The following is a 26,769-nucleotide window of genomic DNA, read 5'->3' as shown; positions in this document are numbered from 1 at the left end:
GCATTGCACTGTTGCACGCAGCAATTTCGTTTGATGGCTGAAAGCCATCCGAAAGCGCTATGCAGGCTCGGCGAAAGGAATTGGCTTTAATGGGCGCCGGCAGCAGCGGCACGCGCGCGCGCCGGACGCGTTAAGCTAACGGGTTCGAGCGAGGAGCACCCGCCGGGCGCCCGCTTCACGACTGACAGGAGAACCGCATGTACCAGGATCTGGCCCTCTATATCGACGGAGAATTCGTCAAGGGAGGAGATCGCCGTGAACAGGACGTGATCAATCCCGCCACGCAGGAAGTACTGGGCAAGCTGCCGCATGCCACCACCGCCGACCTCGATCGTGCCCTCGCGGCGGCGCAGCGCGCGTTCGAAAGCTGGAAGAAGACCTCGCCGCTGGAGCGCAGCAAGATCCTGCGCCGCGTCGCCGAACTGACCCGTGAGCGCGCCAAAGACATCGGCCGCGATATCACGCTGGACCAGGGCAAGCCGCTGGCCGAGGCGGTCGCCGAAGTGATGATCTGCGCCGAGCACGCTGAATGGCATGCCGAGGAATGCCGCCGCATCTATGGCCGCGTCATTCCGCCGCGCCAGCCGAACGTGCGGCAGATCGTCGTGCGCGAGCCGATTGGCGTCTGCGCGGCCTTCACGCCGTGGAATTTCCCCTTCAACCAGGCGATCCGCAAGATCGTTGCCGCGCTCGGCGCGGGCTGCACGCTGATCCTGAAGGGCCCGGAAGATTCGCCCAGCGCGGTCGTTGCGCTGGCCCGCCTGTTCCATGACGCCGGCCTGCCTGCGGGCGTGCTCAATATCGTCTGGGGTGTGCCGGCGGAAATCTCCACCTACCTGATCGAATCCCCGATCGTGCGCAAGATCTCGTTCACCGGTTCGGTACCGGTGGGCAAGCAGCTGGCGGCGCTGGCGGGCGCGCACATGAAGCGCGTGACGATGGAGCTGGGCGGGCATTCGCCGGTGCTGGTGTTCGACGACGCCGACATCGAACCGGCGGCGGAAATGCTGGCCCGCTTCAAGATTCGCAATGCCGGCCAGGTGTGCGTCTCGCCGACGCGCTTCTATGTCCAGGAGAAGGCCTACGATCGCTTCCTCGCCCGCTTCACCGAAGTGATGGGATCGATCAAGGTCGGCAACGGCCTGGAGGACGGTACGCAGATGGGACCGCTCGCCCATGAGCGCCGCATCGCCTCGATGGAGCAGTTCCTGGACGACGCCAGCCATCGCGGCGGCAAGGTGGTCGCCGGCGGTGCACGGATCGGGCAGCAGGGCTACTTCTTCGCGCCCACCGTGGTCACCGACCTGCCCGACGATTCGAAGCTGATGACCGACGAGCCGTTCGGCCCGGTCGCTCCGGTGACGCGCTTCAAGGATGCGGAAGAGGTGCTGCGCCGCGCCAACAGCCTGCCCTATGGGCTGGCCTCCTATGTCTTCACCAATTCGCTGAAGACGGCAACGCTGGTATCCAATGGGCTGGAAGCCGGCATGGTCAACATCAACCATTTCGGCATGGCGCTGGCGGAAACGCCGTTCGGCGGCATCAAGGATTCGGGCATCGGCAGCGAGGGCGGTACCGAGACCTTCGATGGCTACCTTGTGACCAAGTTCATCACGCAGGTCTGATCCCGGCATTGCGCCGAGAACCGCCATGTGCAACGCATGGCGGGTTTCCCATGGGGACACCGCGTGGCGCCGGACGCGCCGCGCGGAAATCTTACAAGGGCTTGCATGGGGACTGCGCTCGTCCTTTGGCACCGGACAGCGTCGAGAGGCCGACAGTCCGCAATCGATCGCCCGAGCTTGCCTGCGATCGCGACTACCGCGCGAACTTTGGCGGTACGGTTCTTGCGCCCATCTCCCCGCGTGGGCGCCGCAGCCATCCACGCGGCGCCTTCTCGCGTATCCAAAGGAGAACCGCATGGACAGAAGACATCCCGAGCATCGCGAACGGCAGCAGCGCCAGGTCCGAGCCGTCGAGTTGAGCGAGGACCGTGAGGGGCAGGGCTATTTTCCAACCGGCATGGAGTGGTTTCCGGAAGACGCGGAAACCGGCGAGGTCGCGGAAACCTGGCGCAACCGCGGCTACGGTGCGGCGCGCAACATCGATCATGACTATCACTACCGCCGCGGGGACATTGGCGGGCAGGGCTATGGCGGCGGCGGCATGGGCTTCGGCGAGCCAGGCAACGAGCCGCTGGGGCGCCAGTATGACGACGCGCATCGGCCCAGGGCACGAGTCGCGCCGAAGGGCTATCGCCGCACGGACGAGCGCATTTGCGACGAGGTCTGCGAGCGGCTGGCCCACGCGCGGGGGCTCGACGTATCGGAGGTGACGGTCGACGTCGGCTCCGCCATCGTGACCCTGGGCGGCACGATCCGCGATCGCCAGGCGAAATACCGGGTCGAGGAAATTGCCGCCGAGGTGGCGGGCGTGGACGAGGTGATCAACAACATCCGCGTGCCTCGCTGAACCCCCTGCCCCGGCCCCTCTTCCGCGGGGCGCGGAGAGGGGAGCACACCTGCCGCATTTCCGCCGCCGCGGCTTTTCCCCCTCTCCCCTTCAAGGGGAGAGGGTCGGGGAGAGGGGTTGGTCTTCGATGCAGCGCCTCGATGCAGCGCTACCGTCTCGCTGTCTCCGTCTCCAGTCCCCGATAGGCAATCCCGGCACACATGCCGAACAGCATGTTGCCGACCAGCGTATGCAGGCCACGCGCGTCGGCGAACCAGCTGAACCAGCGCGTCATCAGGTAGAAGTTGACCAGGTAGACCAGCGCGCCAAAGACGGCGCCCGTCAGCAGCACCAGGCCCGCACTCGAGTCCAGATGAAACGGCGCGACGATGAGTCCGAGAATCATGCCGAGTACCGTGCCCAGCACGAAGTGAATCACCAGTGCAAGCGCCACCGCCGCAAGGCTGAAAGTGCCACCTTGCAGCATCTCGGGGCCCATCACGATGGCCGCGATCATCCGGGTCGTGGGCCAGGGATTGGTACCGGCGATCATGGTCGACCAGAACAGCTCGAGCACCAGCAATAGCGCGCCCGCCGCCAGGCCTGCAACGGCAGCCGCGCTCCAGTCGGGCATGCGGTGCAGGTCGTAGTGCGAATGCAGATGAAGTTCCATCGCTAACCTCCTGGGCGGCGTAAACAGTGCCGCTCGTTGGTCAGGATAGGCCATGGCCGGCGCTGCCATGGTCCCCCTTGCGCCTTGCCTATGCTGCAGTGCAGATGGCGCAAGGTGGTGCTCTCCCTATACTGAACCGAAAAGGCCCAATACGAGGCATTGTCAGCCGCGAGGTTCAGAGAGAGACAGCTGGAGACCGCCATGCCGACCTTCGATCCCCACGATTTGATCTTCCTGATTCCGATGGCGCTTGTCGGCGTCATCGTGATGGGACTGCTGCCAGTGGAAGCGCGTCCGCTGAAGGTCAGTTGCCGCACGCTCGGCGCGATTGCGGGCGGGCTGCTTGGCATCGCGGTGCTGGAGGCGATTCCGATGCTGATCTAGCGGGGATCCTCTTCCCCGCCGCTGCCTGCCGCAGGCGGGCAAGGGAAGCAAGACGAAGGCGGCATCGCGGGCGGACCCTGTGGGATTGCCCTCTCTTGCATGCGGGAGAGGGTAGCGCTGTGGGTTACAACGCCACCATTGCGAAGTCCGCCTTCGCCACGTCGCATTCCGGGCAGCGCCAGTCTTCCGGAATGTCCTCCCACCTTGTCCCCGCAGCGATGCCGTCCTCGGGCCAGCCCTGCTCTTCGTCGTAGACCCAACCGCAAATCAGGCAAACCCAGGTGCGATAACCGACCGCATCGCCCGCCGCATCGCGCGGCGCTTCCATCTGCTGCAACTTTTCTCTCCTCGGTCCGAATGTGGCCGACACGGTATCCGCCGGTCGACCCGCCAGCCCGGCATGATACCGGCTGCGCCCGTCCCTTGCCGGCGCGCACTTCAACGCCATCGTCGCTGGCATGACGGTTGCAGATTCCCTGCGCCAAATCGACCGGAGTCCACCGCATGTCAGCGATGCCGCACGACCTTCCCTGGGACCACACCGTTGCGCTGATGGCCGACCCGTACCGCTATCTCTCCCGGCGCAGCCTGGCGCTCGGCAGTGACGTATTCGAAAGCCGCCTCCTGCTGCGCCGGACCATCTGCATGACCGGACCCGAGGCGGTTGCCCTCTTCTACGACAGGCAGCGCTTCCAGCGGGAAGGTGCGGCGCCGGAGCCGCTACGGGCGACGCTGTTCGGCAAGGGTGCGGTGCAGGGGCTGGACGGCGAGGCGCACCGCTGGCGCAAGAGCCTGTTCATGCGCGTGGTGGACGCCGACCGTGTGGACGAACTGCTCCATACCGTGGGGCAGCATTGGGAGCTCGCGGCGCAGCGCTGGTCCGGCGGTCCTTCGTTCCCGCTCTACCACGCGTTGCATCCGATGCTGACGCAGGCGGTATGCGAATGGGCCGGTGTGCCGGTCCCGCAAGAAGACCTGCCCCGACGCAGCGAACAGTTGACGGCCCTGTTCGACCAGGCCGCCGCGCCGGGGCTTGGCCACTTCCGCTCGCGCCGCGCCCGCTCGCAAATCGAGAGCTGGCTGTCCAGGCTGATCGATCACGTGCGCGCCGGCCACGTCGAGGTGGCCGAGAACAAGGCGCTGTATGCAGTGGCGTGGTTTCGCGACGAGGACGGCAAGCTGCTGGCGCCCAGCATTGCGGCGGTGGAACTGGCCAACCTGCTGCGCCCGACAGTCGCGGTGTCGGTATTCATCGTGTTCGTCGCGCATGCGCTGCAGGCGCACCCGCATTGTCGCGAGGCGCTGGCGGGCAGCGACAACGCCTGGCTGGATGCCTTCGTGCAGGAAGTCCGGCGCTGGTATCCGTTCTTCCCCGCCGTGGTCGCCCTGGTGCGGGAGGACTTCGAGTGGCGCGGTCTGCGGTTCGCTCGCGGCAGGCGCGCGATGCTCGACCTGTATGGCACCAACCACGACCCGCGCAGCTGGGAGCGGCCGGATGCCTTTCTGCCCGAGCGCTTTCTCCCGCGCGCGCCGACGCCCTTCGACTTCGTGCCGCAGGGCGGCGCCGACGCCGCGACCCATCACCGCTGCCCCGGCGAGGGCATCACGATCGCGCTGATGCGGCAGGCGGCGCGATTCCTCGGCCAGCGGCTGCGCTATTCGCTGCCGGCGCAGGATCTGTCGATCGACTTTGGCCGGCTGCCCGCACTGCCACGCGACCGCATGATCCTCGGCGACATCCGCCTGAGCGCGTAGCGCCGACCCCAGGCCCGTTGGCCGGGCGCTACGACTGGCGCAGCGCGAAGTCCACGCGGGTCGCGATCGCCTTGCCGCCGGCCTTCCCCTCGGCCTCCTCCCGCTTCTCCGGCTCCACCTTGGGTGCGGTCAGAAAGAGCCGTTCGGAAGGCACCTTGCCCTCGCGCTCGAGCGTCTGCTTGACGATCAACGCCCGCTTTTCCGCCAGCTGCCGCAACCCGGCATCGGTCACCGGCGCATGCTCGAGCAGCAGCGCCTCCATCTGCTCGACCGGTAGCGGACGGGCAAGGCCGATCATGTTGCGCGGCTTGCTGAAGTCGGCGCGCTTGTACACCGCTTCCAGATAGGTCGGGTATTCCTCGGCGCTGACCGTGACGCGCGCGCCCTGCTGGCCCTCTTCCTCGGCGGCACTGCGCGACTGCTGGCGGGCTGCCTGACGCAGGCGGCGGATCTTCTCCTCGGTCACCTGTTCCTGCAGCCAGGCCTTGCGCGCGCCCGCGGCATCGGCGACCGGATCGATGCGGCCGGTGATCTCCAGCCGCAGCGCCGGCCGCTCCTTCAGTGCGGTGGCCAGCGTGCCGAGCCGCTTGCGCGCCTGCTCGTCCAGTTCGGCCGAGCCGGCGGCAAAGTCGACGTGTCCGAGTTCCTCGGCGCTGCCGCCAAAGGCGGAGGCCAGCAGCGAGAAGGGCGAGGTGATGGCCCGCGTGAGCAAGTTGACGATGACGCGGCCGATCACGCCACCGATGCTGAATTCCGGGTCGGACAGCGAGCCCGACACCGGCAGGTTGATATCGATGACACCGTTGCGGTCCTTCAGCAGCGAGACGGCCAGCAGCACCGGCAGCTTGGTGGCATCCGCGCTTTCCACCCGGTCGCCGAAGGTCAGCTGCTCGAGGAACAGGTGGTTGCTGGCGTTCAGCTGCCCGTTCTCGATCTTGTAGGCCACATCGACCGTCATCTTCCCCTTGGTGATGGGATACCCCGCGTACTTGGCCGCATATGGCGTCAGCCGGGTCAGCTCCACGCCGGCGGCCTTGGCCGCGATATCGAGATACAGCTGCTGGCCCAGCGGATTGAGCTTGCCGCTGATGGTGACCGGCGCGTCGTCGTCCAGCCGCCCTTCCAGCACCACGTCCGCCGGCGCCGCCTCTCCGGTCGCAAAGCCGGAGATCGAGCCCTTCATGCCGGTCAGGTTGGCGGTGTAGTTCGGCTTGACGTAGAAGTCGGAGAAGTTGATGTTGCCCTTCTCGACGCGTACGCCACCCACCCGGATCACCGGCGCAGGACCCGTCGCGGCACTGGCCGGCTTGCCGGCGGCACCGCTCGCGGCAGTGCCATTGCTGGCCTGGGTCAGCGGCGTCGGACCGGTTGGCTTGCCGGGCTGCGCGTCGGCATTGCCTTCCCCGCCTTCGTCCGGCCGCATCACGTCCTGCAGATTCAGCCGGCCATTGGCGTTCAGGATCAGACGCGCATAGAAGTCGCTGAGGGCGACGTCCCGCACGGCGAGCTGCATCGGCGCCTTGTCGCGCAGGCGAAAATCGATGCCGGCCAGGCCCAGGTTGCGCCAGCGTACGAAATCCTCGCCGTTGGTGCGGTCCACCGTACGCACGTTGGACAGCTTCGCCGAACCGGCGAAGGACGCCTGCGGCGGCTTGCCGGCCGGCAGCGACGCCTCCAGCCTGCCTTGCACGGTGGCATTGCCCGCGCGCAGCCCGGCGTTGAAGCGCTCGCCCAGATAGGGTTGCAGCGGCGCCAGTTCGACATCGCGCACGTCGACCTGCAGGGTTGCCGCCGGCAGGGTCGGCTGCACGGTCCCTTCCAGCGATAGCGATCCGCGCCGCCCGCTCTGCGCCTGCAGCTTGAGTGGCAGCGCAGCGTTGGCGAGCGGCCAGCGCAGCGTGCCGGTTTCGAGCCGGATCCCCCGCAGCTGGTGAACCACCGGACGATCGCGGTTGGCGGCGGCCGGCGCCAGGTCGGCCAGCCGCATCCGGCCATCGTCGATCCGCACGGCGCCTACCGATACCTGCCACGCCGGCGCGGTCGGTGGGGCGCCGCGCGGCTCGGTACGCGTTGTGCCCGGCGCGGCGCCGCGTGGGGCGCCAGCGGCCGGCCGTTGCGCCGACCACAGCCGCGCCGCCTCGATCAATTGGCCGCGATGATCGCGGGTGGCGGCCAGTTCGGGGCCATCGAGCCGCAGCTGGGCCAGGCTGAGGCGCCGCTGCGCCAGATCGAACTGCAGTCCGTCGGCGCTGATCTTGTCGGCCGCGAGCAGCGGCAGATTCTCGCCCACCAGATCGCCGCGCGCACGGGCCCGGCGGACCTGCGCTGCATCTTCACCGCTGGAAGCGGCTGCCGACGGCGCCGCCGCCGGCTGGCGGCCTGCCGCCCGGCCAGCCCAAACCTGCAACCGCTCCAGTTCGATACGGGACTTGTCCAGCGCCAGCGCGAAGTCCGGTCCGGCCCACGACATCCGGTAGTGCAGTTCGGCATTGACGGCCGACTGGCCCAGCCGCACCTGCAGTTCGGCCGGCCACCATGCTGCCAGCGCCTGGGGCTCGATGCCGGCTGCCATCAGGGTGCCGCTGGCCGACTTGCCCTGCAAGGACAGCTGACCCTGATGCACCAGGGTCTGGCCATTGCCGGTGGAGACCGTCGCCTCGACGCGGGCCGGCTTCTCGCTGTCGCCGGCCAGCCCTTCCACCCGGATCTCGATCGGTGCGAGCGCCAGCGTGCCCGGCCCCGACGGCGCGGCATCGTCGCGCACCGTCACGCGCGAATCGCGCACCTGCAGCACATCGACCGCATAGCGCCATGCCGGCTCGGCCCCGGCCTTGCTGCTCGCCGCCGCATCGCTGGCCGGCATCGGGGCCGCCGGCGCCGATGCCGGAGCGGGAACGGAAGACGGCTGCACGGACGGCGTGGCGACGGACGATGGCGTGGCAGGCAGCAGCGCCGAGGCCAGGTCCAGCGTGCCGTCACGACGGCGCCACAACTGCGCGGCGATCCCGTCGATCTGGACCGACTTCAGGTGGACGCGCCGCTCCGCCGGTGCCAGCGCGGCAAGATCGACGGCGATCCGCTCGGCCTTCAACAGCGGATCGCCGTTGTGCCGCCGCAGCTCGGCTCCTTGCAGCGTTGCCGTCCCCGACAGTTCGACATGCTGCTGCGCCTGCTGCTGGCGGAAGCCCAGCACCAGCCGCGTGTCCAGCCGCCCCCCCTCGATGCGCGCATCGTTCAGGCGCGGCACGAAGGGCGCGAAGCGGGTCAGGTCCAGTCCGTCCAGATCGATGTTCAGCTGCGCCTCGCGATCATCGGCAAAGGGCAGCATGGTGCCGCTGACGGCCAGCGGCGATCCGTTCAGATGCGCGCTGAGGGTCGGCTGCGTGACGATATTGACGTCATGCGGCAGGTTGGACAGGAAGGGCAGCGTGACAGTGAGATGCTCGACGCGCTGGGTCTCTCCCAGCAGCCGGTCGTCGAATACGATGCTGCTGCCGGTCAGGGCGATGTTGTTGATCGAAAAGCGTGCCGGCTCGCCGTCCGGCGCGGCCGGTCTGGCTGCCAGGCGCTGGCGGATGTCGTCGAAACTGAAGCGGCCCTGCGCGTCGCGGCCGACACGCAGTGACACGCCGTCGACGTGCAGAGAATCCACCACCGGCGCCAGGCGCCACAGGGAGGCGATCGATGCATCGGCCTCGACCGACGCGATGCTGAGCATCGGCGTGACGCCGTCGGGTTCCATGACAGACAGCTTGCCGAGCGAGGCGGCCAGCGCAAATGGCCGCACCGATGCGGTCTCGACCGTCACCTTGCGTCCCAGCGCCTCGCTGGCCTGGCTGGCGATCACCGCGCGCAGCAGCGGCGGGCCGCCGAACCATCCGGCCAGGCCGAACAATGCCACCGCGGCAGCCGTCCCCGCGCCGAGCCATAGCGCGGCGCGGCGGCGCGGGGTTGCCACCGCAGTGGCTCGTACTGCGTGCAACATATTTCTCAATGCCATGTCGTTCCGAGATACCGACCCCGCCGGTCACGCGGCGCGACAGGGCCATCCCGTCGCCGTACCGGCCCGCACCCCTCCCTTTGGCCCTTGTGATGTGTCGTTCTTGCCATACCGAAGCAGACGGAGTGGCGGGCTTGCCCTTTGGGGTGCGGAGCAAGGGCGAATTATTGCCGACATTGATGACAAGGTGGGTGAGAGATAACGCTTTGGCACAATTGCGTGCCGGTATGGAAGGGACTGAAGCCTCCCTAGGGTGACGCGGTGCAGTTTGCTGCACTGCGTCACCGGCGTGGTATATTTTCCGCTTTGCGAAGCGTCCCCTCGCGAGCAAGAGACTTACCCGTCGCCTGCCTCCGCCTCACTGCGCTGTACCCCCAGCCGCTCCCCGCCACGCATCCCGTGTTTCGCGCTTCGCATGCGAACTCCTCTCATGCGAGTCTTTTCATGTCGACCACCAGCAGTACCGTGGATGTCGCCGTCGCGCCCGCAGCGCCGGCCGCCCGTCCATTGACGCGCCAGGATTACAAGACCCTGTCGCTTGCCGCCCTCGGCGGCGCCCTCGAGTTCTACGACTTCATCATCTTCGTTTTCTTCGCCACGGTGATCGGGCAGCTGTTCTTCCCGCCTTCGATCCCGGAATGGCTGCGCCAGCTGCAGACCTTCGGGATCTTTGCGGCGGGCTACCTTGCCCGGCCGCTGGGCGGCATCATCATGGCCCACTTCGGCGACCTGCTCGGCCGCAAGAAGATGTTCACGCTGTCGATCCTGCTGATGTCGGTGCCCACGCTGCTGATGGGTCTGCTGCCGACCTATCACGCGATCGGGCTGGCCGCGCCGGTCGCGCTGCTGGTGCTGCGCATCATGCAGGGCGCCGCGGTGGGCGGCGAGGTGCCCGGCGCCTGGGTGTTCGTCTCCGAGCACGTGCCCGCGCGTCATATCGGCTACGCCTGCGGCACGCTGACCTGCGGCCTGACCGCCGGCATCCTGCTTGGCTCGCTGGTGGCCACCGCGATCAACTCGGTGTTCGCGCCGGACGAGCTGGCGCAGTGGGGCTGGCGCGTGCCGTTCCTGCTGGGCGGGGTGTTCGGCATCGCGTCGATGTATCTGCGCCGCTGGCTGCATGAAACGCCGGTATTCGCCGAACTGCAGGCAAAGAAGGCGCTTGCCGCCGAGATGCCGCTGAAGGCGGTCGTGCGCGATCACCGCGGCGCCGTGGCCGTGTCGATGCTGCTGACCTGGATGCTCTCGGCCGGGATCGTCGTGGTGATCCTGATGACCCCGACCTTCCTGCAGAAGCAATATGGCTTCGATGCACGCACGGCGCTGGTCGCCAATAGCGTGGCCACGCTTTGCCTGTCGATCGGCTGCATCATCGCCGGCGCGCTGGCCGACCGCATCGGCGCGCGCCGCACGCTGTTCTTCGGCGGCCTGTTCCTCGCCGCATCGGCCTGGATCTTCTACACCACGATCGGCCACCGTCCGGACCTGCTGCTGCCGCTGTATGCCGTCACCGGCCTGGCCGTCGGCACCATTGGCGCGGTCCCGTACGTGCTGGTGCACGCGTTTCCGGCCAAGGTCCGCTTCTCCGGTTTGTCCTTCTCGTACAACGTGTCGTACGCGATCTTCGGCGGCCTGACCCCGATGGTGGTGACGCTGATGATGAAGCAGGATCCGCTGGCACCGGCCCATTACGTGGTCGCGCTGTGCCTGCTGGGCATGGTGACCGCGCTGTTCGCGCGCCGCAAGCACGTGGCCTGACGGCGTGGTGCGGCGCTGCCGGCGCGGCGCGGGCCTTCCCCCTCAGCGCCGGTAGCGGCGGAAGAAGTCCCACATCAGCGCGCTGGCGTCCGGGCCGGTGGCGCTGTGATAGCGGTAGGCGGGATCGCCCCCGCTCCAGGCATGGTCCAGCCCCGCGATCTCGCAAAGCTGGACCAGTTCGCCAGCCGGACTACGGTAACGACGCTCCAGATAGTGCCCGTTGGCCAGTTCCGGCATCCCTTCCGCGGGCTGGTCCGCGCCGGAGCGGCCGTGCCGTCCGTCCCCCTGCAGCCGCCCCATGCGGTTGTAGGCAAGGAACTGGCGCGCCAGCAATCTGGCGTTGACCGGGTTGACGACATCGTCGTCCAGCCCGTGCAGGATCAGGGCCGGCATCGGCGCGCCACCGTCCTGCACGCCGGCGGCATCCAGCAAGGCAACGGGCTGGCGCCAGCCCAGCGGGCTGCCATTGCGCATCACCGCCAGGCCGCTGCGGGCACTGTCCGCGGCGCCGATCACCACGCCCGAGTGCAGGCCCACTGCGGCGACCTTGTCCGGGTAGCGCAGCGCCACCACTGCTGCCATGGCGGCACCTGCCGACAGTCCCGCCAGATAGATGCGCGACGGGTCGACGTCGGGCCGCGACGCCAGCGTATCGATCAGCGCGCCGATGGCCTGTACCTCGCGCAGGCCCTCCCCGGCGGCGAGGTCGAACCAGTGCCAGCAGCGCTGCAGTTGCCGCCGTACTGTCTGCTCCGGATAGGCGACCAGGAAACCCTGCTGCTCCGCGAGCGCGTTCATCCTCGTGCCGCTGGCGAAATCGTCCGCGTTCTGCCCACAGCCGTGCAGCATCACCACCACCGGCGACGCGCGCGAGGTTCGATGCGACGGCTCGTAAAGGCGGTAGTTCAGCTGGGACAACAGCTCGCCGGGCGCCAGCGGCAGTTTCAGCCGGTGACCTTGCCAGCGGCCGGGCAGCGGCCCGGTGGGAAGCTCCGCCGGTCGCCATGGCGAGCGCACCCGTTGCTCCGGGGACGGCACGCCGCGGGAGCGCAAACCGATTGCCTCCAGTCCCAGTGCCCTCGCCGCTTGCGCCAGCGCGCCACCCGTGGCCGCCCGCTCGCGTGCCGACCTTCCGTCATCCCCGGCACCCAGTGGGGAATCCCACTCTGTCCAGCGCGTGTACCACTCCTCAGCCATTCGAACTCCTGCTTCAATCCATGCTTGCCACGCAGTATCGGGGCCAGCATGTTGCAGTGCAGCGTAACACGCGGATGGTCGCGGGAGGATGGAGGGCCAACCGATGCATGCGTGATGAAACAGGCGATTGGCGAGCGCTCAGCACGGCAGAAGCCGGGTTTGTGGCACTTTTTTGCCGATTTTTTGCCCTTGGTTCACCGCTCCGGCCCGCTTCGCTTTCGGCAGCTAGGCCGTTGAATAGCAAGCAAATTTTGCCCGCAGTGGACATTTCTACATTCCAACATGTAGAAGTTTGTAGGACAAGAACTGACAGAAGCGCATGGGCCAGGTCGCTAAGGTTGCGGCATGGCACTGCGCGAATTGCGCGAATCCGCCCCCCTTGGCGACTCGATACCGATATTTCCATGCGGAACGCGACACTGCCCCGAAAGTCGGCCCCCTGGCGTGCGGCCTTGCTGATTGCCTGTACCTCTGTCCCTGCCTTCGGGCAGGACACGCCGAACCAGTTCCCTCTGCCCCATGCCATGTCGGCGCTGGCCAGGCTGCTCGTAGGCGTGGCGGACGGCAAACCCACCGGCATGACCGGCGTCACCCGCCTGACCGGCCCGGTCGGCACGACCGACGCGGCGATCGGCAGCGCCTGCCGGGAACTGACGCGATCCGGTCCCTTCGTGCTGGACAGCGCGACGCGCCTGGAAGGCTGCAGCGGCGAAGCCGGCAAGCGCGTGGTGTTCCATCTGAACCTGTTCGAGTTCGACGCCTCGCGCGAGGGAACGGCCTCGTTCATGGCCAGTGCCCGGCCGGCGCTGGTGCGCGGCATCTGCCGCAACCCGGATGTGCCCGTACTCGGGCGCCTGGGCATTGCGCTGGTGTTCCGCTACACCGGGATCGGCAATCGGCCCGTCGGCGAAGTCTCCATCGCACCCGGCGGCTGCGCGGCGGCCTGAGCTGCCGCCCCTGCCGGGTGGTCTTCCAGCGGTCTTCCAGCAGTCTTCCGGCGGTCTTCCTCCGCGAGCGCATCCGCTCGCGTTGAGACGGGTCGCATTCCGCTTTCCTGCCGGACACTTTGACACCCATCCGGGCCGAACTGCGATAGCTGGCGCCGAATCGCTCCGCTAGATTGCACCGCTGCCATTTCCATGCAACGGAGGCAATCGTGGCCATGCACAAGGTGGCGCACCGCCGGGATGCGCCCATGCCGGGGCTTGATCGACGCCTTGCCGCCCTGCTGTGTTGCGCCTGCCTGGCGACAAGCGTCGCCATGACCGGCCACGCCACCCGCGGTGAGAGCGGCCATGGCGCAGTCCCCCCGGCTCGGCCTGCCCGTGCCGCCATGCCCGCCGTCCATCCCTCCATCCGCCCTTACCACGCACGGTCCTTTCGCGTTCCCGGCCTGTTCTCGGTTTCGCTGCTGACGGCGCTGCGCCCTCGCGCCGCGACGGTGGCGTCTCCGATGCGGTTGCCACGGCCCCGTATCGCACTGCCCCTGCGCGAATGGAGCCTTGGGGCGGGCCAGGGCTCCCTGCTGGCCGCAGCCGCCCTGTCGGCGTGCGCCGTGGCGCTGCGCAGGCATGCACGGATGCAGCTGGGCGGCAGCGCCACTGCAATCGGCGCCGACGGCCTGACGCAGCCGACACTGCCCGGCGGGCCGGAGCGCCCCGGCGCAATGGCGCTGTTCTGCCACGAGATTCGCACGCCCTTGCATGCGATCGTCGGCATCCTCGAGCTGCTCTCTCGCAAGGCCGGCGTCTCGACGGAAATCGCGCACTACCTGGAAAGCGCGCATCGCTGCGCGCGCTCGTTGATGGCGCTGGCAGGCGGCATGCTGGACATGGCGAAGCTGGACGCCGGGCTGCTCGAGATCCGTCCAGAGCCGGTGCAGCTGCAGCGCGACCTGCGGCATCTGGTCGACGAGTTCCGGCCGCTGGCCGAGGAGCGCGGGCTGGGCATCGGCCTTCATGTCGGACCACTGGCGGCACACTGCCACCGTACCGACCCTCAGCGGCTGCGCCAGATCCTTGGCAATCTGCTGGGCAATGCGATCAAGTTCAGCGAACAGGGTATTGTCCGTGTCACGCTCGACAGCCTCGGCAAGACCGCCGACGGCGAGGTGTTGCGCATTGCGGTGCGCGACCAGGGTCCCGGAATTGCCGCGGCCGATCTGGAAGGGCTGTTCCGGCCTTTCTTTCGCGGCGACGGCGCCGCGGGTATCCCGGGCACGGGACTGGGATTGGCAATCTCGCGGGAACTGGCGCGGCGCCTGGGGGGCGAGCTGCGGCTGGCCAGCCGGATGGGCGCCGGTACCGAGGCCATACTGACGCTGACGCTTCGCTGCGAGGCGCCGGCGCTGGACTGTCGGCCGGGCATGCGCCCGGGCATGCGGCCGGCCCCCGCTGCGTCGCATCCCACCCCTGCCCTCTTCCACCGGGCACGGGCCTTGGTGGTCGATGACCATCCGGCCAGCCGGCTGCTGCTCGCCGGGCAACTGCGCCTGCTTGGCATCGACGCGACCTGCGCCGCGGACGGCGACGAAGCGCTGGCGCGCCACGCCACGGCCGGCATGCCCTTCGATCTGGTGCTGACCGACTGCAATATGCCGGGCATGACCGGCTACGAGATGGCGCGCGCGCTGCGTCAGCGCGAACGCGAACTGGGCAGCGGGCGCTGCGTGCTGCTGGGGTGCAGCGCCGATGCCAGCCAGGAACACCGCTCCAGGGCACTGCTGGCGGGAATGGACGACTGCCTGTCCAAGCCGATCGACCTGCAGGCGCTGGCAAACCATCTGGAGCGATGGCTACCCCTCGCGGCCACGGCGCTGCCAGTTGGCACCCGGTGGCGCCGGCCTGGGCAACACCGCGAGCCGGGGCAAGCGGCTCCCCTGGCAGTGCCGCCGCACGAGCCGCCGGACGCCGATGCGATTCGTCGCGCGCTGCTTGCCGGCAGCGCCGACGACCTGGCGGGGTTACGGCGTGCCGTCGCCGGCGGACACCTTGCCGTCGCCGGGCAGCTTGCCCACCGTATCCGCGGCGCTGCGTGCATGGCCGCCGAGGCGCAGGTCGCCGGGCTTGCCGCCGTCGTCGAGTCCGCCTGCGCCAGCGGCGATATCGCTGCGACGCGGGCCGCGTTGCGCGCGCTTGAGCCGGCGCTGCAGCGCTGGCTTGTCCGGCTCGCCTGACAGCGGGCCTGCCGGCGCAGCGGCGACCGCTGCAAGCGCACTCCCCGACCGGCCATTGGCCCTGCTCGGTGGCGCCGCGCTTTGCGCACGGGTTGCGCCTTTCGCCCCCCGCCTTTTGAGAATGCTCCGATCCCGTCGCTGAGCACGCCCCCGTATTCTGAACCGGCATTGCAGCGCGTTTCCGGCCATTTCCCGTTGTGGCCTGGAGGTGGGGCATGTGCGCCGCCTTGCTCGGCAATTGCACCGCTCGCGGCGCAATTTCGCCCGAGGCGCGGCGCCATTCACGCCGCGCGGTGTCGCCGCGCGGCGTCCTTTTTCTCCCCTTCGGTCCTGGAAACCGGTGCGCAATTCCGGCATGTCTTGCCGATCGCTGCGGCCCGGCAAGGCGGCCATGTCAAACATCGAAGCGCTCGGCACGCGCGGGAGTCCGCATGGCACTGAACATCCTGGTCGCCGACGACCATCCGGCCATTTCGGTCGCAATCCGCAGTCTGCTGCAGGGCCAGCTGGGCTGGCACGTCTGCGGCGAGGCCACCAGCGCGGATGCGCTGCTGCAAGCCACTCGGCGATTGCGACCGGACATCGTCGTGACCGACTACCACATGCCTTGCGGCGACAGCCGGGACGGTCTTGGCATGCTTGGCCAGCTGCGGCGCGGCCATCCCGGCCTGCGTATCGTCGTGCTGACAATGATGACCAATCCGCTGATCCTGCGCGCGATCGCCGATGTGCCGGTGCAGGGCCTGCTGCTCAAGGACTCGCCGCTTGACGAACTGATCCATGCGCTGGTCCAGATCGAGCGCGGCCTTTCGTATATCGGGCGCTCGGCTGCGCGGGTACTGGCCGAGTCGAGCGCGCGTTATCCCTGCCAGGACGAGCGCGCCGGCGTGCAAAGCCTGTCCGTGCGAGAGACCGAAGTGCTCAGGCTGTATTTGAGCGGCAAGTCGGTGACGCAGATCGCGTCGTCGCTCAGCCGCAGCGTCAAGACGATCAGCCGGCAGAAGAATTGCGCGATGCAGAAGCTTGGCGCGAGCAACGACAGGGAACTGTTCGACTACGCCGCCCGGCAGGACCTGCTGATGGCGTTGAGCTGAGCATGGCAGCGGCGCGCATCTTGCGCCCTGGGCGCGGCACCGAGGTCGGAAAAGAAAAAGGGACCGGACGATGCCGGTCCCTCCCGTTGTCGGCTCTCGGCCGATTACTCGCCGCCGCGCGGTTGCGGGACGGGCTGTGCCAGGGTGCCGGTCGTATCGATCTCCGTCGGCTCGCCCGCGGCGCGCTTCTCCCAGAACACGGCATTGGGGATGCCCAGCGGGCCAGGTACGAACTGCGGATCCAGACCCTGGCGCTTCTGCGCCTCATAGTCGCGCAGCGCCTTCAGCGCCGGCTTCTGCAGGATCAGGATCGCCACGATGTTCAGCCATGCCATCAGGCCAACGCCAATATCGCCAAGCGCCCAGGCCACCGTCGCGGTGCGCACGCAGCCGTAAAGCGTGGCCCCAAGGATCAATACCTTGAGCAGGAAGATCATCCACGGACGATGCAGCTTGCGGTTGATATACGCGACGTTGGTTTCCGCGATGTAGTAGTAGGCAACGATGGTGGTGAAGGCGAAGAAGAACAGCGCAATCGCGACGAAAGCCGCGCCAAAGCCCGGCAGCACGCTTTCCACCGCCTGCTGGGTATAGCCGGGGCCGGCTTCGATGCCGCGCAGGCCGGTATGCAGCGCCTCCTTGGCCGGACCGACGACGTTGTAGGCGCCGGTGATCAGCACCATGAACGCGGTGGCCGAGCAGACGAACAGCGTATCGACATAGACCGAGAACGCCTGCACCAGACCCTGCTTGGCCGGGTGCGACACCTCGGCGGCCGCCGACGGGTGCGGGCCGGTACCCTGGCCCGCTTCATTCGAGTAGACCCCGCGCTTCACGCCCCATTGCACCGCGAGGCCGAGCACCGCGCCAAAGGCCGACTCCATGCCGAACGCACTGCGCAGGATCAGCGCCACCACGCCGGGCAGCTGTTCGATATTGAGCGCGACGATGACGCAGGCCACGAGGATGTAGCCGAGCGCCATGAAGGGCACGACGATCTCGGCGAACTTCGCGATCCGCTTGACGCCGCCGAAGATGATCAGGCCAAGCAGGATCACCAGCACGGCGCCGGTGACGGCCGGGTCCACGCCGAAGGAATTCTGGATGCCGGCCGCGATGCTGTTCGATTGCACGCCGGGCATCAGCACGCCGCAGGCGATGATGGTGGCGACGGCGAAAATCCACGCATACCAGCGCACGCCCAGGCCCTTCTCGATGTAGAACGCGGGGCCGCCACGGTACTGGCCGTTGACGTTTTCCTTGTAGATCTGGGCGAGCGTCGATTCGACGAACGCGGTGCTGGCGCCAAGGAAGGCCATCACCCACATCCAGAACACCGCACCGGGACCGCCGAAGGTGATGGCGGTCGCGACACCCGCGATGTTGCCCGTGCCGACTCGCCCCGACAGCGACATGGTCAACGCCTGGAAGGAACTGACGCCTTCCGCGGAGGACTTGCCATCCAGCATCAGCCGGATCATGCCGAAGAAGTGCCGAACCTGCGCGAAGCGCGTGCGGATGGAAAAGTAAAGGCCGACGCCCAGACACAGGTAAACCAGTGCCGGGCTCCAGATGATGCCATTGACGGCATCGACCATTTCGTTCATGGCGAGTCTCCGAATGGATTTGTCAGGCGGGTGCCGCCCGTCGTTCAGCGGCATCGGCACCGATATGCGCCTCGCCGCCCCCTGGAAAAGGCGTAACCATACAACAAGCCGGATTCACTAGGGAGAACCCTGAGCTGTCAGCGGCAGGCCATCCCGGCGCGTTCTGTGAAAGGCATGCCCGCACTTTGTGTCGGCACGAAACAAAACGGTTTGGCGAGGCGCTGTTTTTACCGCGAAGAACAAAGTCTTACAGAACTGTTGCATCTGACCGGCACCGATGCACGGTACGCGCGCCCGCGCCGAGCGTACGCTACTTGTGACGCCAGCGCGGGCGCGCGCGCCACCCGTGCGCACGCTGCCCGCCGCTCCAACCGCTTCATCAGGATGCAAAGCCCTTATGTCCGATCGCCTCATCATGCTCGATGTGCCCGGAGTCCTCTTCTCCGAACGTTCCGCCGCCCGGCTCGGCGGCATACCGGAGCCCGGCATGCCGGGCGCGCTGCGGCGTTTCGATGCCGTCGCCGTCGGCTTCGTCCGCCGGCTGTTCGGTGTGACCGGCGCGCGCGTGGTGCTGCCTCACGAATGGGGCCATGGGGCCGCACAGGCGCTGATCCAGCAGCTTGACTTGCAGGTCCAGGCGTTCGCTCCCGACGCCCCGGGCGGGTTCGCCGGCCAGATCGACGCCTGGCTGGCGCGCCAGCCGGCCGCGCCCCGGATGGCCGTGCTCAGCGCGGACCCCGCCATGGCGATGTCGTTGTTCGGCGCGGCGGCGATCGTGGTGGACCCGGAAGTGGGCCTGACCGTCGACGATTACCGCCTCGCGCTGGACAAGCTCGGGGTAGCCGATCCCGCCGCCACCTGCCCGTCGGCAGCCCCCGATGCGGCGCTGCGCGAGCGCCTGCGCCGGCTTGGACGGTCGTTGCCGCATGCAGCCGGCACGGGCGCTGCCGTCCCCGCAAGCGGGCGCGGTGCCCCGGTTTCGACGGTAGCGGAGACCGCGCCCGCCTGAGTACGCGCACCTGCCCGCCGCTCGGCGGGGCCATTTAGCGGCGGCAGATGCACAACCGCGTCAACCGCCTGCATAATGCCGCCATGCAAGTCTGCTGCGCGACCGGCGGGGAAGCGCCAGTCAGCGACCCCTCCTACCGTGTCACAGGCGGTCATGTGCGCATGCCGCCCGGGACCTTCTTTTCCTGCTGGCGGGCAGGACTGGCGGCCATCGCGCTGCTGGCTCCCGGCGTATCGACGCCGCTCTTCGCCGCAGCCGAGCCCGTGGCCGACCAGCGGCGGCAGCAAATCTCCTCCAACGGGCCGTTGCCCGCTTCCGCAGACCTGGAGCGTCCGCCGATCTGCCTGGCACCCTGGTTTCGCGCAGGCGCGCGCGCGCAGCTCGAAGCGGATGGCAAGATGCCAATGTCGATCACCGTCACGGTGCACCAGCCCAGCTTCGCCGAGGACAGCTGCGGCGCCTGGATCGACATTCATTCGAAGTCCGCGCTTGCGGCGACCATGGGGCCGCCGGTCGTCATGGACCAGGTGCATCGCCTGAGCTTCGGTCCAGGGCGCATCGCCGATGGCGATGCCATCAGCAGCCATAACGCCACGATCAACGCGCAAGCCCGCTATGGCCGCCTGTTCGGCGTGGCGTCGTTCGAGGGCAAGGGGTTTCTCAGCTACGCAGGTCGCGACATCCGGGAAGGCATGACCCTGCCCGGCGAATCGCTGCGATCGAGTGCGAGTCTGCAGATCCACAGCCTGCATACCGGGGAACCGGTGACGACGATCGAGATACCGAAGGCTTCCATCGAAATCGGTTCGCGCCAGGTCGGCAAGGCGCAACGCATTGCCACCGCACTCGGGCCGCGCGACTGCCTGCCGATCCGCTTCGAAAAACGGACCTCGCTGGGCACCGTGCTGATCGGCGGCGAGCCCGAAGCGATCGACCCGTTCACGATGTCGGTGACCGACTGGTACTGCCCTTCCGAAGCGTTCGTGCTGCGCAGCGAAGTTCAGCAGGGTGATGACGTGCAGACCATAGACACCACGGCCATCGGCTTGCCCGAGGGAATGCGCTGACGCACCCGGCGGCCCGGTTTCGTGCGGTCTAGCGCGAGGCCTGCGTCAGCGGCAATTCGCGCAGATGGAGCCACAACGCGGTCAGGTCCGTGTCGCTCATCCTGCTGAGCGTGTCGAACGGCATGACCCGGCTCACTTCGCTGCCATCGGGCCGGCGGCCGCTGCGCATCATCGAGACGAAGCGCTCGGCGGTGTCGTAGCGGCTCATTGCCGCGCCGGGGCGCAAATCCGCGGCGGGGGGCCAGTCCGGCGGCGCGCCGGGAATCTTGCCGCCTGCGAGATTGGCACCGTGGCAGCCGATGCAGGAGTTGGCCACATAGGCGCCATAGGAAGCGGTCGCCGCTGGCGGCTGCGGCGCAGGCGGCGGCAAGGTGTGGTCGATCTTGGCGGCGGCGTCGCGGATCATGCCGTAGCCGTACATCGCCCAGACCAGCGAGGGCAGCTGTACCTCGCCCGAGCCGCCCGGCAGGGCCGGCAGGCTGCGGATATAGCCCACCAGCGCGGACAGGTCGTCGTCGCTGAGCTGGTTGTAGTCTTCGCTGGGCATGATCAGCAGCGGCCGTCCGGTGGGCGAGACGCCGTGGCGAATGGCCAGCACCCAGTCGACCGGCTCGTACTCCGCCACCTGGGGATTGCCGGCGGTGATGTTGGGCGAGCGCACGTACAGCCCCTTGCCATCGCGCAGCACCACCTTGCCGCGTCCATCGGCGCCGTGACATTCCATGCAGCCCCGCGAGTCGTACAGGTATTTGCCGCGCGCCAGTGCCTCGGCATCGGTGCGCCATGAGACCGGTGCCGCGTCGACGTCCACCCTGCGCTCGGCCTTGCGCTCGCCCAGCCAGATCCCCACTCCGAAGGCGATGGCGGCGAGCAGTGCAAGCCCCCCGAGCACGCCGAATCCGATCCACCATACCCGTCTCACCGCGCACCCCTCCCGAACCGTTTCCACGCCGTTTCCGAACCGAATGGCAGGAAACGCAGTATTTGAGCGAGGCCGCACAGGCCGGGTCGGTGCGCAACCTCACCAAGCGGGAAAACCCTCGGCGTATTTGTGCAACACGGGAGGGAGAGCAGAACGCACAAAGTGCTCCATCCGCTCCTCGCTTTGGTCGCCCGCCGGGACTACAGCAAATTTCCCTGTCCACAACGCTCCCAAGTGCGACGCAGGCATGGATACTTACGTGGAAGGCAAGCGGCCCGTAGCGCGCAATGACGCTTCACTCGCGTTTCGATTTACGTATCCGATCGACCAACTGCATCGTGCTTCGAACCGTGCCACGACGAATCTGGCCCATCCTTCTGCTGGTGGCTCTGGTGGGCTCCGTTTGCTATTTCGCCGCCCATCTGGTCGCCGAGGAACTGCGCACCTCGCGCTGGCAATCGCGCTACTTCTGGGAATGGAGCCAACGGCTGACCTGGCAGACCGCTGCCGGCCCGAGCGACCGTATCCGCTTCCCGGATGCCGGTCCCTATGACATGCGGATGGGCTATGCACGCCTGCCGCACTACACCGAGATGCTGGAAGCGCGCGGCTTTGTGCGCGTGCATCAGGTCCGCATGTCCGACGCCCTGCTCGATTATCTGGACCGCGGCCTGTATCCGCCCTATGCGGAAAAGACCCGCGCCGGCCTCGCCCTGCTCGATTGCCATGGCGACAGCGTGTCGGTGCAACGCTTCCCCGAGCGGCATTACCGCGACTTCGCCGACGTGCCGCCGGTGATCGCGCGCTCGCTGCTGTTCGTCGAGAATCAGGGGCTGCTCGATCCCGAATACCCCACGCGGAATCCGGCACTGGACTGGCGCCGGCTCGGGCGGGCCGGACTCGATCAGGTGTTGAGCGTGGTGGACCGCAATCGCGAGACACCGGGCGGCAGCACCCTCGCCACGCAGATCGAGAAGTACCGGCACTCGCCCAATGGACGCACGTCCTCGGTCGAAGAGAAGCTGCGCCAGATGGTCTCCGCATCGGTGCGCGCCTATCGCGACGGGCCCGATACCAGCCGTGCCCGCGAGCGCATCGTCACCGAGTACCTGAATACCGTGCCGCTGTCGGCCCGTAACGGCCATGGCGAGATCCACGGCATCGGCGACGGCATGTACTACTGGTACGGCGAGGATTTCGACACGGCAAACCGGCTGCTGCGCCAGCTCGGTCATGGCGACCTCGGCCCGCACGACGCCTTGCAGGACGAGCCGCCCCACCCCATCCGCGAGGGCATGCCGAAGGGCATGCAGGAGGCGGTGGAAAGCGGCTTGCGTCCGGGCCAGACGGAGGGGTTGCGCACCGTTGCACAGGCGGTGATGCCCGATGCCCCGACCAACGCGGCGCAGGCCGTGACGCGCCGCACCCCCGGCACGACGCTCGATCCGCGCCAGGCGCAGGTCTACAAGCAGGCGCTGTCGCTGATCATCGCGCAGCGCCGGCCGTCCTACCATCTGCGCCGTTACGACACCAATCTCGAGCCGCTGACGGACAGCTACCTGCGTTTGCTCGCCTCGGCCGGGGTCATCTCGACGTCATTGCGCGACGCCGCGCTGGCGGCGCGGCTGGACAAGGCGCCGGTGCCGACGCTGCCGCCGCCCGACCCCTTCGTGACCCGCAAGGCGGTCAACCAGGTGCGCGCCGACCTGTCGCGGATGCTGGGCGTGGGCAGCCGCTACGACCTGGACCGGCTCGACCTGACCGTCTCCAGCACCATCAATACGCAGGCGCAACGCCTGGTCACCGATACGCTGATGCGGCTGCGCGACAAGGACGCCGCGCGCGAACTTGGTCTGTACGGCAAGAACATGCTGAACGAGGGCGACGATCCCTCGCGCCTGGCGGCCAGCTTCACACTGTTCGAGCGGGTGGGCAATGCCAGCTACCTGCGGATCCAGGCCGACAATATCGACCAGCCCTTCGACCTGAACAGCGGCGCCCGGCTGAACCTGGGCTCGACCGCCAAGCTGCGCACCATGATCACCTATCTGGAGATCATCGCGGAACTGCACCAGCAGCTCTCGGCCATGACGACGGCGCAGCTGCGGGCACTGCCGGTGGCGCCGACCGATGCGCTGCGCCGCTGGGTCGCCGATCAGCTGATCGCGCAGCCGGACCTGTCCCGCGCGGCGCTGCTCGAAGCGGCAATGGAGCGCAAGTATGCCGCGGGCGCCGGCGAGGCGTTCTTCACCGGCGGCGGTCTGCAGACGTTCTCCAATTTCGACCGCTCGGCCAAGGTCGAACCGATGACGGTACGCCGCGCGTTCCAGCATTCGGTCAACCTCGTCTTCATCCGGATGATGCGGGACATCGTCCGCTACGAAGTCCATCGCGAGGTGCCCAACGCCGCCGAGCTGCTGGCCGAGCGCGACGCCCCAGGGCGGCGGGAATGGCTGGTGCGATTCGCCGACGAGGAAGGCAGCCAGTTCCTGACCAGCTTCTATCGCAAATATCGCCCGCTGGACAAGGACGGTCGGATCGCCCTGCTGCTCGAGCGGGTGCGGCCGGTGGCGGTACGGATCGCGGTGGTGCTGCGCAGCGCCGATCCGCAGATGGACGAGCAGACCTTCGCCCGCCATCTGCGCGCGAAGCTGGGCAAGCCGGCGTCGTCGGCCCTGGACGAAGGCGAGGTGCTGGAGCTGTACGACAAATACGGCCGGGACAAATTCTCGTTGAACGACCGCGGTTACCTGTCGCGCATCCACCCTCTCGAGCTGTGGCTGCTCGACTATCTGAACCTCCATCCGGAGGCGACGCTGGACCAGGCGCTGGCCGACAGCAAGGACGTGCGGCAGGAGGTCTACAGCTGGCTGTTCCGCACGCGCAGCAAGGCGGGGCAGGACAACCGCATCCGCATCCTGCTCGAGCGCGATGCCTTCGTGCGGATCGGCGAGCGCTGGCGCCGGCTCGGCTACCCCTTTGAATCGCTGACGCCGTCGTACGGTTCCGCCGTCGGCGCGTCGGGCGACCGCCCGGCGGCACTGGCGGAGCTGGCGGGCATCGTGCTCAACGGCGGCGTGCAACCGTACACCGAGACGATCCGCGAACTTGACTTTGCCGTGGGCACGCCCTACGAAACGCGCTTCCGCCTGCAGCCGCGCGAGGGCAAGCGGCTGCTGGATGCGGACGTGGCGGCGCTCGCGCGGCGCTCGATGCTCGACGTGGTGGAGGGCGGCACCGCCCGCTCGGCGTCCGGCGCCTTCCCGGCCGAGCTCGGCATGGCGCTGGGCGGCAAGACCGGCACGGGCGACCACCGGCACATGGTGTTCGGCCGCGGCGGCTATGTCATCGCCTCCCGGGCAGTCAGCCGGTCGGCCACCTTCGTCTTCGTCATCGGCGAGCGCTACTTCGGCACGGTGACGCTGCACGTGCGCGGACCGCAGGCGGCGCGCTACAGCTTCACCAGCGCCCTGTCGGTACGGCTGCTGCGCGCGCTGGCGCCGACAGTGGTGGCGATGAACCCGCAGGCCGGGCCCGCGCCGCTGGCGTGCACCCACTGACTCCCGTGCGGATAGCGCGGGCGTCTCGTTCACCCGCCGCCGGCCGCTCGGCCGCAGCGGCAGGAGTGCCCATCTGTTCGTTGCCCCACCAAACCCGCCCCGCGCCGCCACGCCTGCGTCGCGCGGCGACTATGCCGGCGCGGTTCCCCCGCATACCATCGGTTCAATGGCTGGCGCCGGTTCCAACGGGTCGAAACGCATTGCCGGCGACGCCAACGACCAACGGGAATGGAGGGACTTTGACCAGCTATATCGAGGAGTACTGCGCGCGCATCCGCCGAGGCGGCGCGCCCGCCGTCATTGCGCAGCCTGTGGTAGTGGACAGTGAAGGCGCCTACCGGATGAGCTACGTACCGTTCGAGCATACGAATGCGACGGCGCGTCTGGTGCTGGTCAGCCTGACGCCCGGCCACATGCACGTGCGGCTGGCCGCGCAGACCACCGAGACGCTGCTGCGTTCGCACGCCGCCGAGCGGGTGATCGAATGCGAGAACAAGCGTCAGGTCGAACTGGGCGGACCGCTGGTGCGGCCGAACCTGGTGCGCATGCTGGACCATTTCGGCATCCCGGCGCTGCTGGGACTGCATGGCGCATCGGCGCTGTGGGAGGAGAGCTTTCATCTGCTGCAGCCGCTGGCACTGCTGCCGCACGCGGCCACGCGCCGCGGCCTTGCCTTCGACGGCTCGTTCGAGGAGATGATGAGCGTGACGATCTATCGCCACGCCTACCAGCAGCTGTTCCTGGACCGGCTCGCGCGCATCCACCCCGAGGCCGTGTGTATCGCGTTCGGCCGTACCGCCTGGGCGGGGCTCGGCCATGCGGTCGAGCAAGGCGTGCTCAAGCGGGAGCAGTTGCTGGGCATGATGCCGGTGCCGGCACGCGCGGGCAGCATGGTGCGCTACTTCCTCGGCCAGATCGCGCCGGAAGCGCTCTCGCCCAATGATCCGGTGCGCCACCGCACCGCGTGGCTGGATGGGGCACGACAGGAGCTGATCGAAGCGGTCAGGCGCCGGCGCCAGGACGGCGCACCGCGGGGGATCGCCAGCGCCGCCGCCTGACGGCGCAACGCCGGGAGCAATGCACGGTCTGCCTACAGCGCCGGCCTGGCCTGCACTGCGCGGGCTGCGCGCGCCGCCAGATCGAACGAATGCAGGCGGGCATCGTGATCGAAGATCTGCGCGGTCAGCATCAGTTCGTCGGGCCGGAATTCGTCGACGAATTGCTGGATGCCGGCCTGTACCGCGGCAGGATCGCCCACCACCGAACAGGCCAGCGAGCGGCGAATATGGGCGGCCTCGGTTTCGCTCCAGCGGCTTTCGATGTCGTCCACCGGCGGCTGGATGCGGCCGGGCGTGCCGCGCACCAGGGCCAGGAACTGCAATTGCAGCGAGGAGAACAAGCGGCGCGCCTCCTGCTCGGTGTCGGCGGCGAACACGTTCAGGCCGAGCATGACATGGGGTCTGTCCAGCGTCTCGGAGGGACGGAAGGTACCGCGGTACAACTCGATGGCCTGGCGCATGAAACCTGGCGCGAAATGCGAGGCAAAGGCGAACGGCAGGCCCATCGATGCGGCAAGCTGGGCGCTGAACAGGCTCGAGCCCAGCAGCCACAGCGGTACCTTCAGGCCGGCGCCCGGCACCGCGCGCAGCCGCTGGTGCGGACGCGGTTCGTCGAAATAGGCCTGCAGCTCCTCGACGTCCTGCGGGAAGGTGTCCGCGCTGTCCTGCGCGATATTGCGGCGTAGCGCACGAGCGGTCAGCTGGTCGGTGCCCGGCGCGCGGCCCAGCCCCAGGTCGATGCGGCCCGGATAGAGCGAGGCCAGCGTGCCGAACTGCTCGGCCACCACCAGCGGGGAATGATTGGGCAGCATGATGCCGCCCGAGCCGACGCGGATGGTGGAGGTACCGCCGGCCACGTAGCCGATCAGCACGGCGGTGGCGGCGCTGGCGATGCCGGGCATGTTGTGGTGCTCGGCAAGCCAGTAGCGGCGATAGCCCCAGCGCTCGGCATGCTGGGCCAGATCGAGCGAATGGCGCATCGACTGCGCGGCGTCGCTGCCTTCGGGAATCGGGGAAAGGTCGAGCAGGGAATAGGAAATCATCGTGGCGGCGGGCAAG

The 26,769-nt window shown here is 68.2% G+C and carries 19 protein-coding genes; 12 read left to right on the top strand and 7 right to left on the bottom strand.

Features of this window, described 5'->3' with window-relative positions:
* Positions 1 to 197: 197 nt before the first annotated feature.
* Both K6V06_RS08255 and K6V06_RS08250 read left to right on the top strand, forming a co-directional pair.
* Positions 198 to 1,625: an NAD-dependent succinate-semialdehyde dehydrogenase gene (locus K6V06_RS08255; protein ID WP_222241955.1), complete on the top strand. Its 1,428-nt coding sequence runs from the start codon at positions 198 to 200 to the stop codon at positions 1,623 to 1,625.
* 295 nt (positions 1,626 to 1,920) lie between these two features.
* The gene (locus K6V06_RS08250; protein WP_222241953.1) at positions 1,921 to 2,472 is read left to right on the top strand and encodes a BON domain-containing protein; all 552 of its coding nucleotides are present in this window, start codon (positions 1,921 to 1,923) and stop codon (positions 2,470 to 2,472) included.
* Between the two features lie 148 nt (positions 2,473 to 2,620).
* Here the strand turns inward: K6V06_RS08250 and K6V06_RS08245 are convergent, their stop codons facing one another.
* Entirely contained in the window at positions 2,621 to 3,124 is a 504-nt protein-coding gene (locus K6V06_RS08245) for a hypothetical protein (RefSeq protein ID WP_222241951.1), read from the bottom strand.
* Between the two features lie 201 nt (positions 3,125 to 3,325).
* Between K6V06_RS08245 and K6V06_RS08240 the strand changes: the two genes are divergently transcribed.
* Entirely contained in the window at positions 3,326 to 3,508 is a 183-nt protein-coding gene (locus K6V06_RS08240) for a hypothetical protein (RefSeq protein ID WP_222241949.1), read from the top strand.
* A 124-nt stretch (positions 3,509 to 3,632) separates the two neighbouring features.
* Here the strand turns inward: K6V06_RS08240 and K6V06_RS08235 are convergent, their stop codons facing one another.
* On the bottom strand, positions 3,633 to 3,836 hold the full coding sequence (locus K6V06_RS08235; RefSeq protein ID WP_222242062.1) for a rubredoxin: 204 nt from the start codon (positions 3,834 to 3,836) through the stop codon (positions 3,633 to 3,635).
* 176 nt (positions 3,837 to 4,012) lie between these two features.
* On the opposite strand from K6V06_RS08235, the gene K6V06_RS08230 reads away from it, so the two are divergent.
* Positions 4,013 to 5,263 carry a cytochrome P450 gene (locus K6V06_RS08230; protein WP_255581700.1) on the top strand — a complete coding sequence of 417 codons (1,251 nt, stop codon included), beginning with the start codon at positions 4,013 to 4,015 and terminating at the stop codon, positions 5,261 to 5,263.
* A gap of 28 nt (positions 5,264 to 5,291) precedes the next feature.
* Here K6V06_RS08230 and K6V06_RS08225 read toward each other — a convergent pair whose 3' ends face one another.
* Positions 5,292 to 9,221 carry a DUF748 domain-containing protein gene (locus K6V06_RS08225; RefSeq protein ID WP_370637417.1) on the bottom strand — a complete coding sequence of 1,310 codons (3,930 nt, stop codon included), beginning with the start codon at positions 9,219 to 9,221 and terminating at the stop codon, positions 5,292 to 5,294.
* A gap of 486 nt (positions 9,222 to 9,707) precedes the next feature.
* On the opposite strand from K6V06_RS08225, the gene K6V06_RS08220 reads away from it, so the two are divergent.
* On the top strand, positions 9,708 to 11,021 hold the full coding sequence (locus tag K6V06_RS08220; protein ID WP_222241945.1) for an MFS transporter: 1,314 nt from the start codon (positions 9,708 to 9,710) through the stop codon (positions 11,019 to 11,021).
* Between the two features lie 42 nt (positions 11,022 to 11,063).
* Here the strand turns inward: K6V06_RS08220 and K6V06_RS08215 are convergent, their stop codons facing one another.
* Positions 11,064 to 12,218 carry a PHB depolymerase family esterase gene (locus K6V06_RS08215; RefSeq protein ID WP_222241943.1) on the bottom strand — a complete coding sequence of 385 codons (1,155 nt, stop codon included), beginning with the start codon at positions 12,216 to 12,218 and terminating at the stop codon, positions 11,064 to 11,066.
* Between the two features lie 452 nt (positions 12,219 to 12,670).
* Between K6V06_RS08215 and K6V06_RS08210 the strand changes: the two genes are divergently transcribed.
* From K6V06_RS08210 to K6V06_RS08200, 3 genes are all read left to right on the top strand, one after another.
* A complete protein-coding gene (locus K6V06_RS08210; protein WP_222241941.1) occupies positions 12,671 to 13,165 on the top strand; it encodes a hypothetical protein in 495 nt (164 codons plus the stop codon).
* A 386-nt stretch (positions 13,166 to 13,551) separates the two neighbouring features.
* Positions 13,552 to 15,393 (top strand): sensor histidine kinase, encoded by a 1,842-nt coding sequence (locus K6V06_RS08205; RefSeq protein ID WP_222241939.1) that lies wholly within the window; start codon positions 13,552 to 13,554, stop codon positions 15,391 to 15,393.
* 431 nt (positions 15,394 to 15,824) lie between these two features.
* Positions 15,825 to 16,487: a response regulator gene (locus tag K6V06_RS08200; protein ID WP_222241937.1), complete on the top strand. Its 663-nt coding sequence runs from the start codon at positions 15,825 to 15,827 to the stop codon at positions 16,485 to 16,487.
* A 104-nt stretch (positions 16,488 to 16,591) separates the two neighbouring features.
* Here the strand turns inward: K6V06_RS08200 and K6V06_RS08195 are convergent, their stop codons facing one another.
* Positions 16,592 to 18,094 (bottom strand): sodium:alanine symporter family protein, encoded by a 1,503-nt coding sequence (locus K6V06_RS08195; protein WP_222241935.1) that lies wholly within the window; start codon positions 18,092 to 18,094, stop codon positions 16,592 to 16,594.
* A 397-nt stretch (positions 18,095 to 18,491) separates the two neighbouring features.
* On the opposite strand from K6V06_RS08195, the gene K6V06_RS08190 reads away from it, so the two are divergent.
* Positions 18,492 to 19,103 (top strand): HAD domain-containing protein, encoded by a 612-nt coding sequence (locus K6V06_RS08190; RefSeq protein ID WP_222241933.1) that lies wholly within the window; start codon positions 18,492 to 18,494, stop codon positions 19,101 to 19,103.
* 83 nt (positions 19,104 to 19,186) lie between these two features.
* Positions 19,187 to 20,170, top strand: a complete 984-nt coding sequence (locus K6V06_RS08185) for a hypothetical protein (RefSeq protein WP_222241931.1) — start codon at positions 19,187 to 19,189, stop codon at positions 20,168 to 20,170.
* 28 nt (positions 20,171 to 20,198) lie between these two features.
* Here the strand turns inward: K6V06_RS08185 and K6V06_RS08180 are convergent, their stop codons facing one another.
* A complete protein-coding gene (locus K6V06_RS08180; protein ID WP_222241929.1) occupies positions 20,199 to 21,092 on the bottom strand; it encodes a c-type cytochrome in 894 nt (297 codons plus the stop codon).
* Between the two features lie 350 nt (positions 21,093 to 21,442).
* Between K6V06_RS08180 and K6V06_RS20680 the strand changes: the two genes are divergently transcribed.
* Together K6V06_RS20680 and K6V06_RS08170 are read left to right on the top strand one after the other, a co-directional pair.
* A complete protein-coding gene (locus K6V06_RS20680) occupies positions 21,443 to 24,652 on the top strand; it encodes a transglycosylase domain-containing protein (protein ID WP_370637416.1) in 3,210 nt (1,069 codons plus the stop codon).
* Between the two features lie 239 nt (positions 24,653 to 24,891).
* Positions 24,892 to 25,710, top strand: coding sequence for a hypothetical protein (locus tag K6V06_RS08170; protein WP_222241927.1), 819 nt, complete (start codon positions 24,892 to 24,894; stop codon positions 25,708 to 25,710).
* Positions 25,711 to 25,742: 32 nt separating this feature from the next.
* Here K6V06_RS08170 and K6V06_RS08165 read toward each other — a convergent pair whose 3' ends face one another.
* Positions 25,743 to 26,753, bottom strand: a complete 1,011-nt coding sequence (locus K6V06_RS08165; RefSeq protein WP_222241925.1) for an LLM class flavin-dependent oxidoreductase — start codon at positions 26,751 to 26,753, stop codon at positions 25,743 to 25,745.
* Between the last annotated feature and the right edge of the window lie 16 nt (positions 26,754 to 26,769).

Source organism: Cupriavidus sp. AU9028, assembly GCF_019795295.1.
Classification (GTDB): Bacteria; Pseudomonadota; Gammaproteobacteria; order Burkholderiales; family Burkholderiaceae; genus Cupriavidus.
This window is presented reverse-complemented; position numbering and strand designations above follow the sequence as displayed.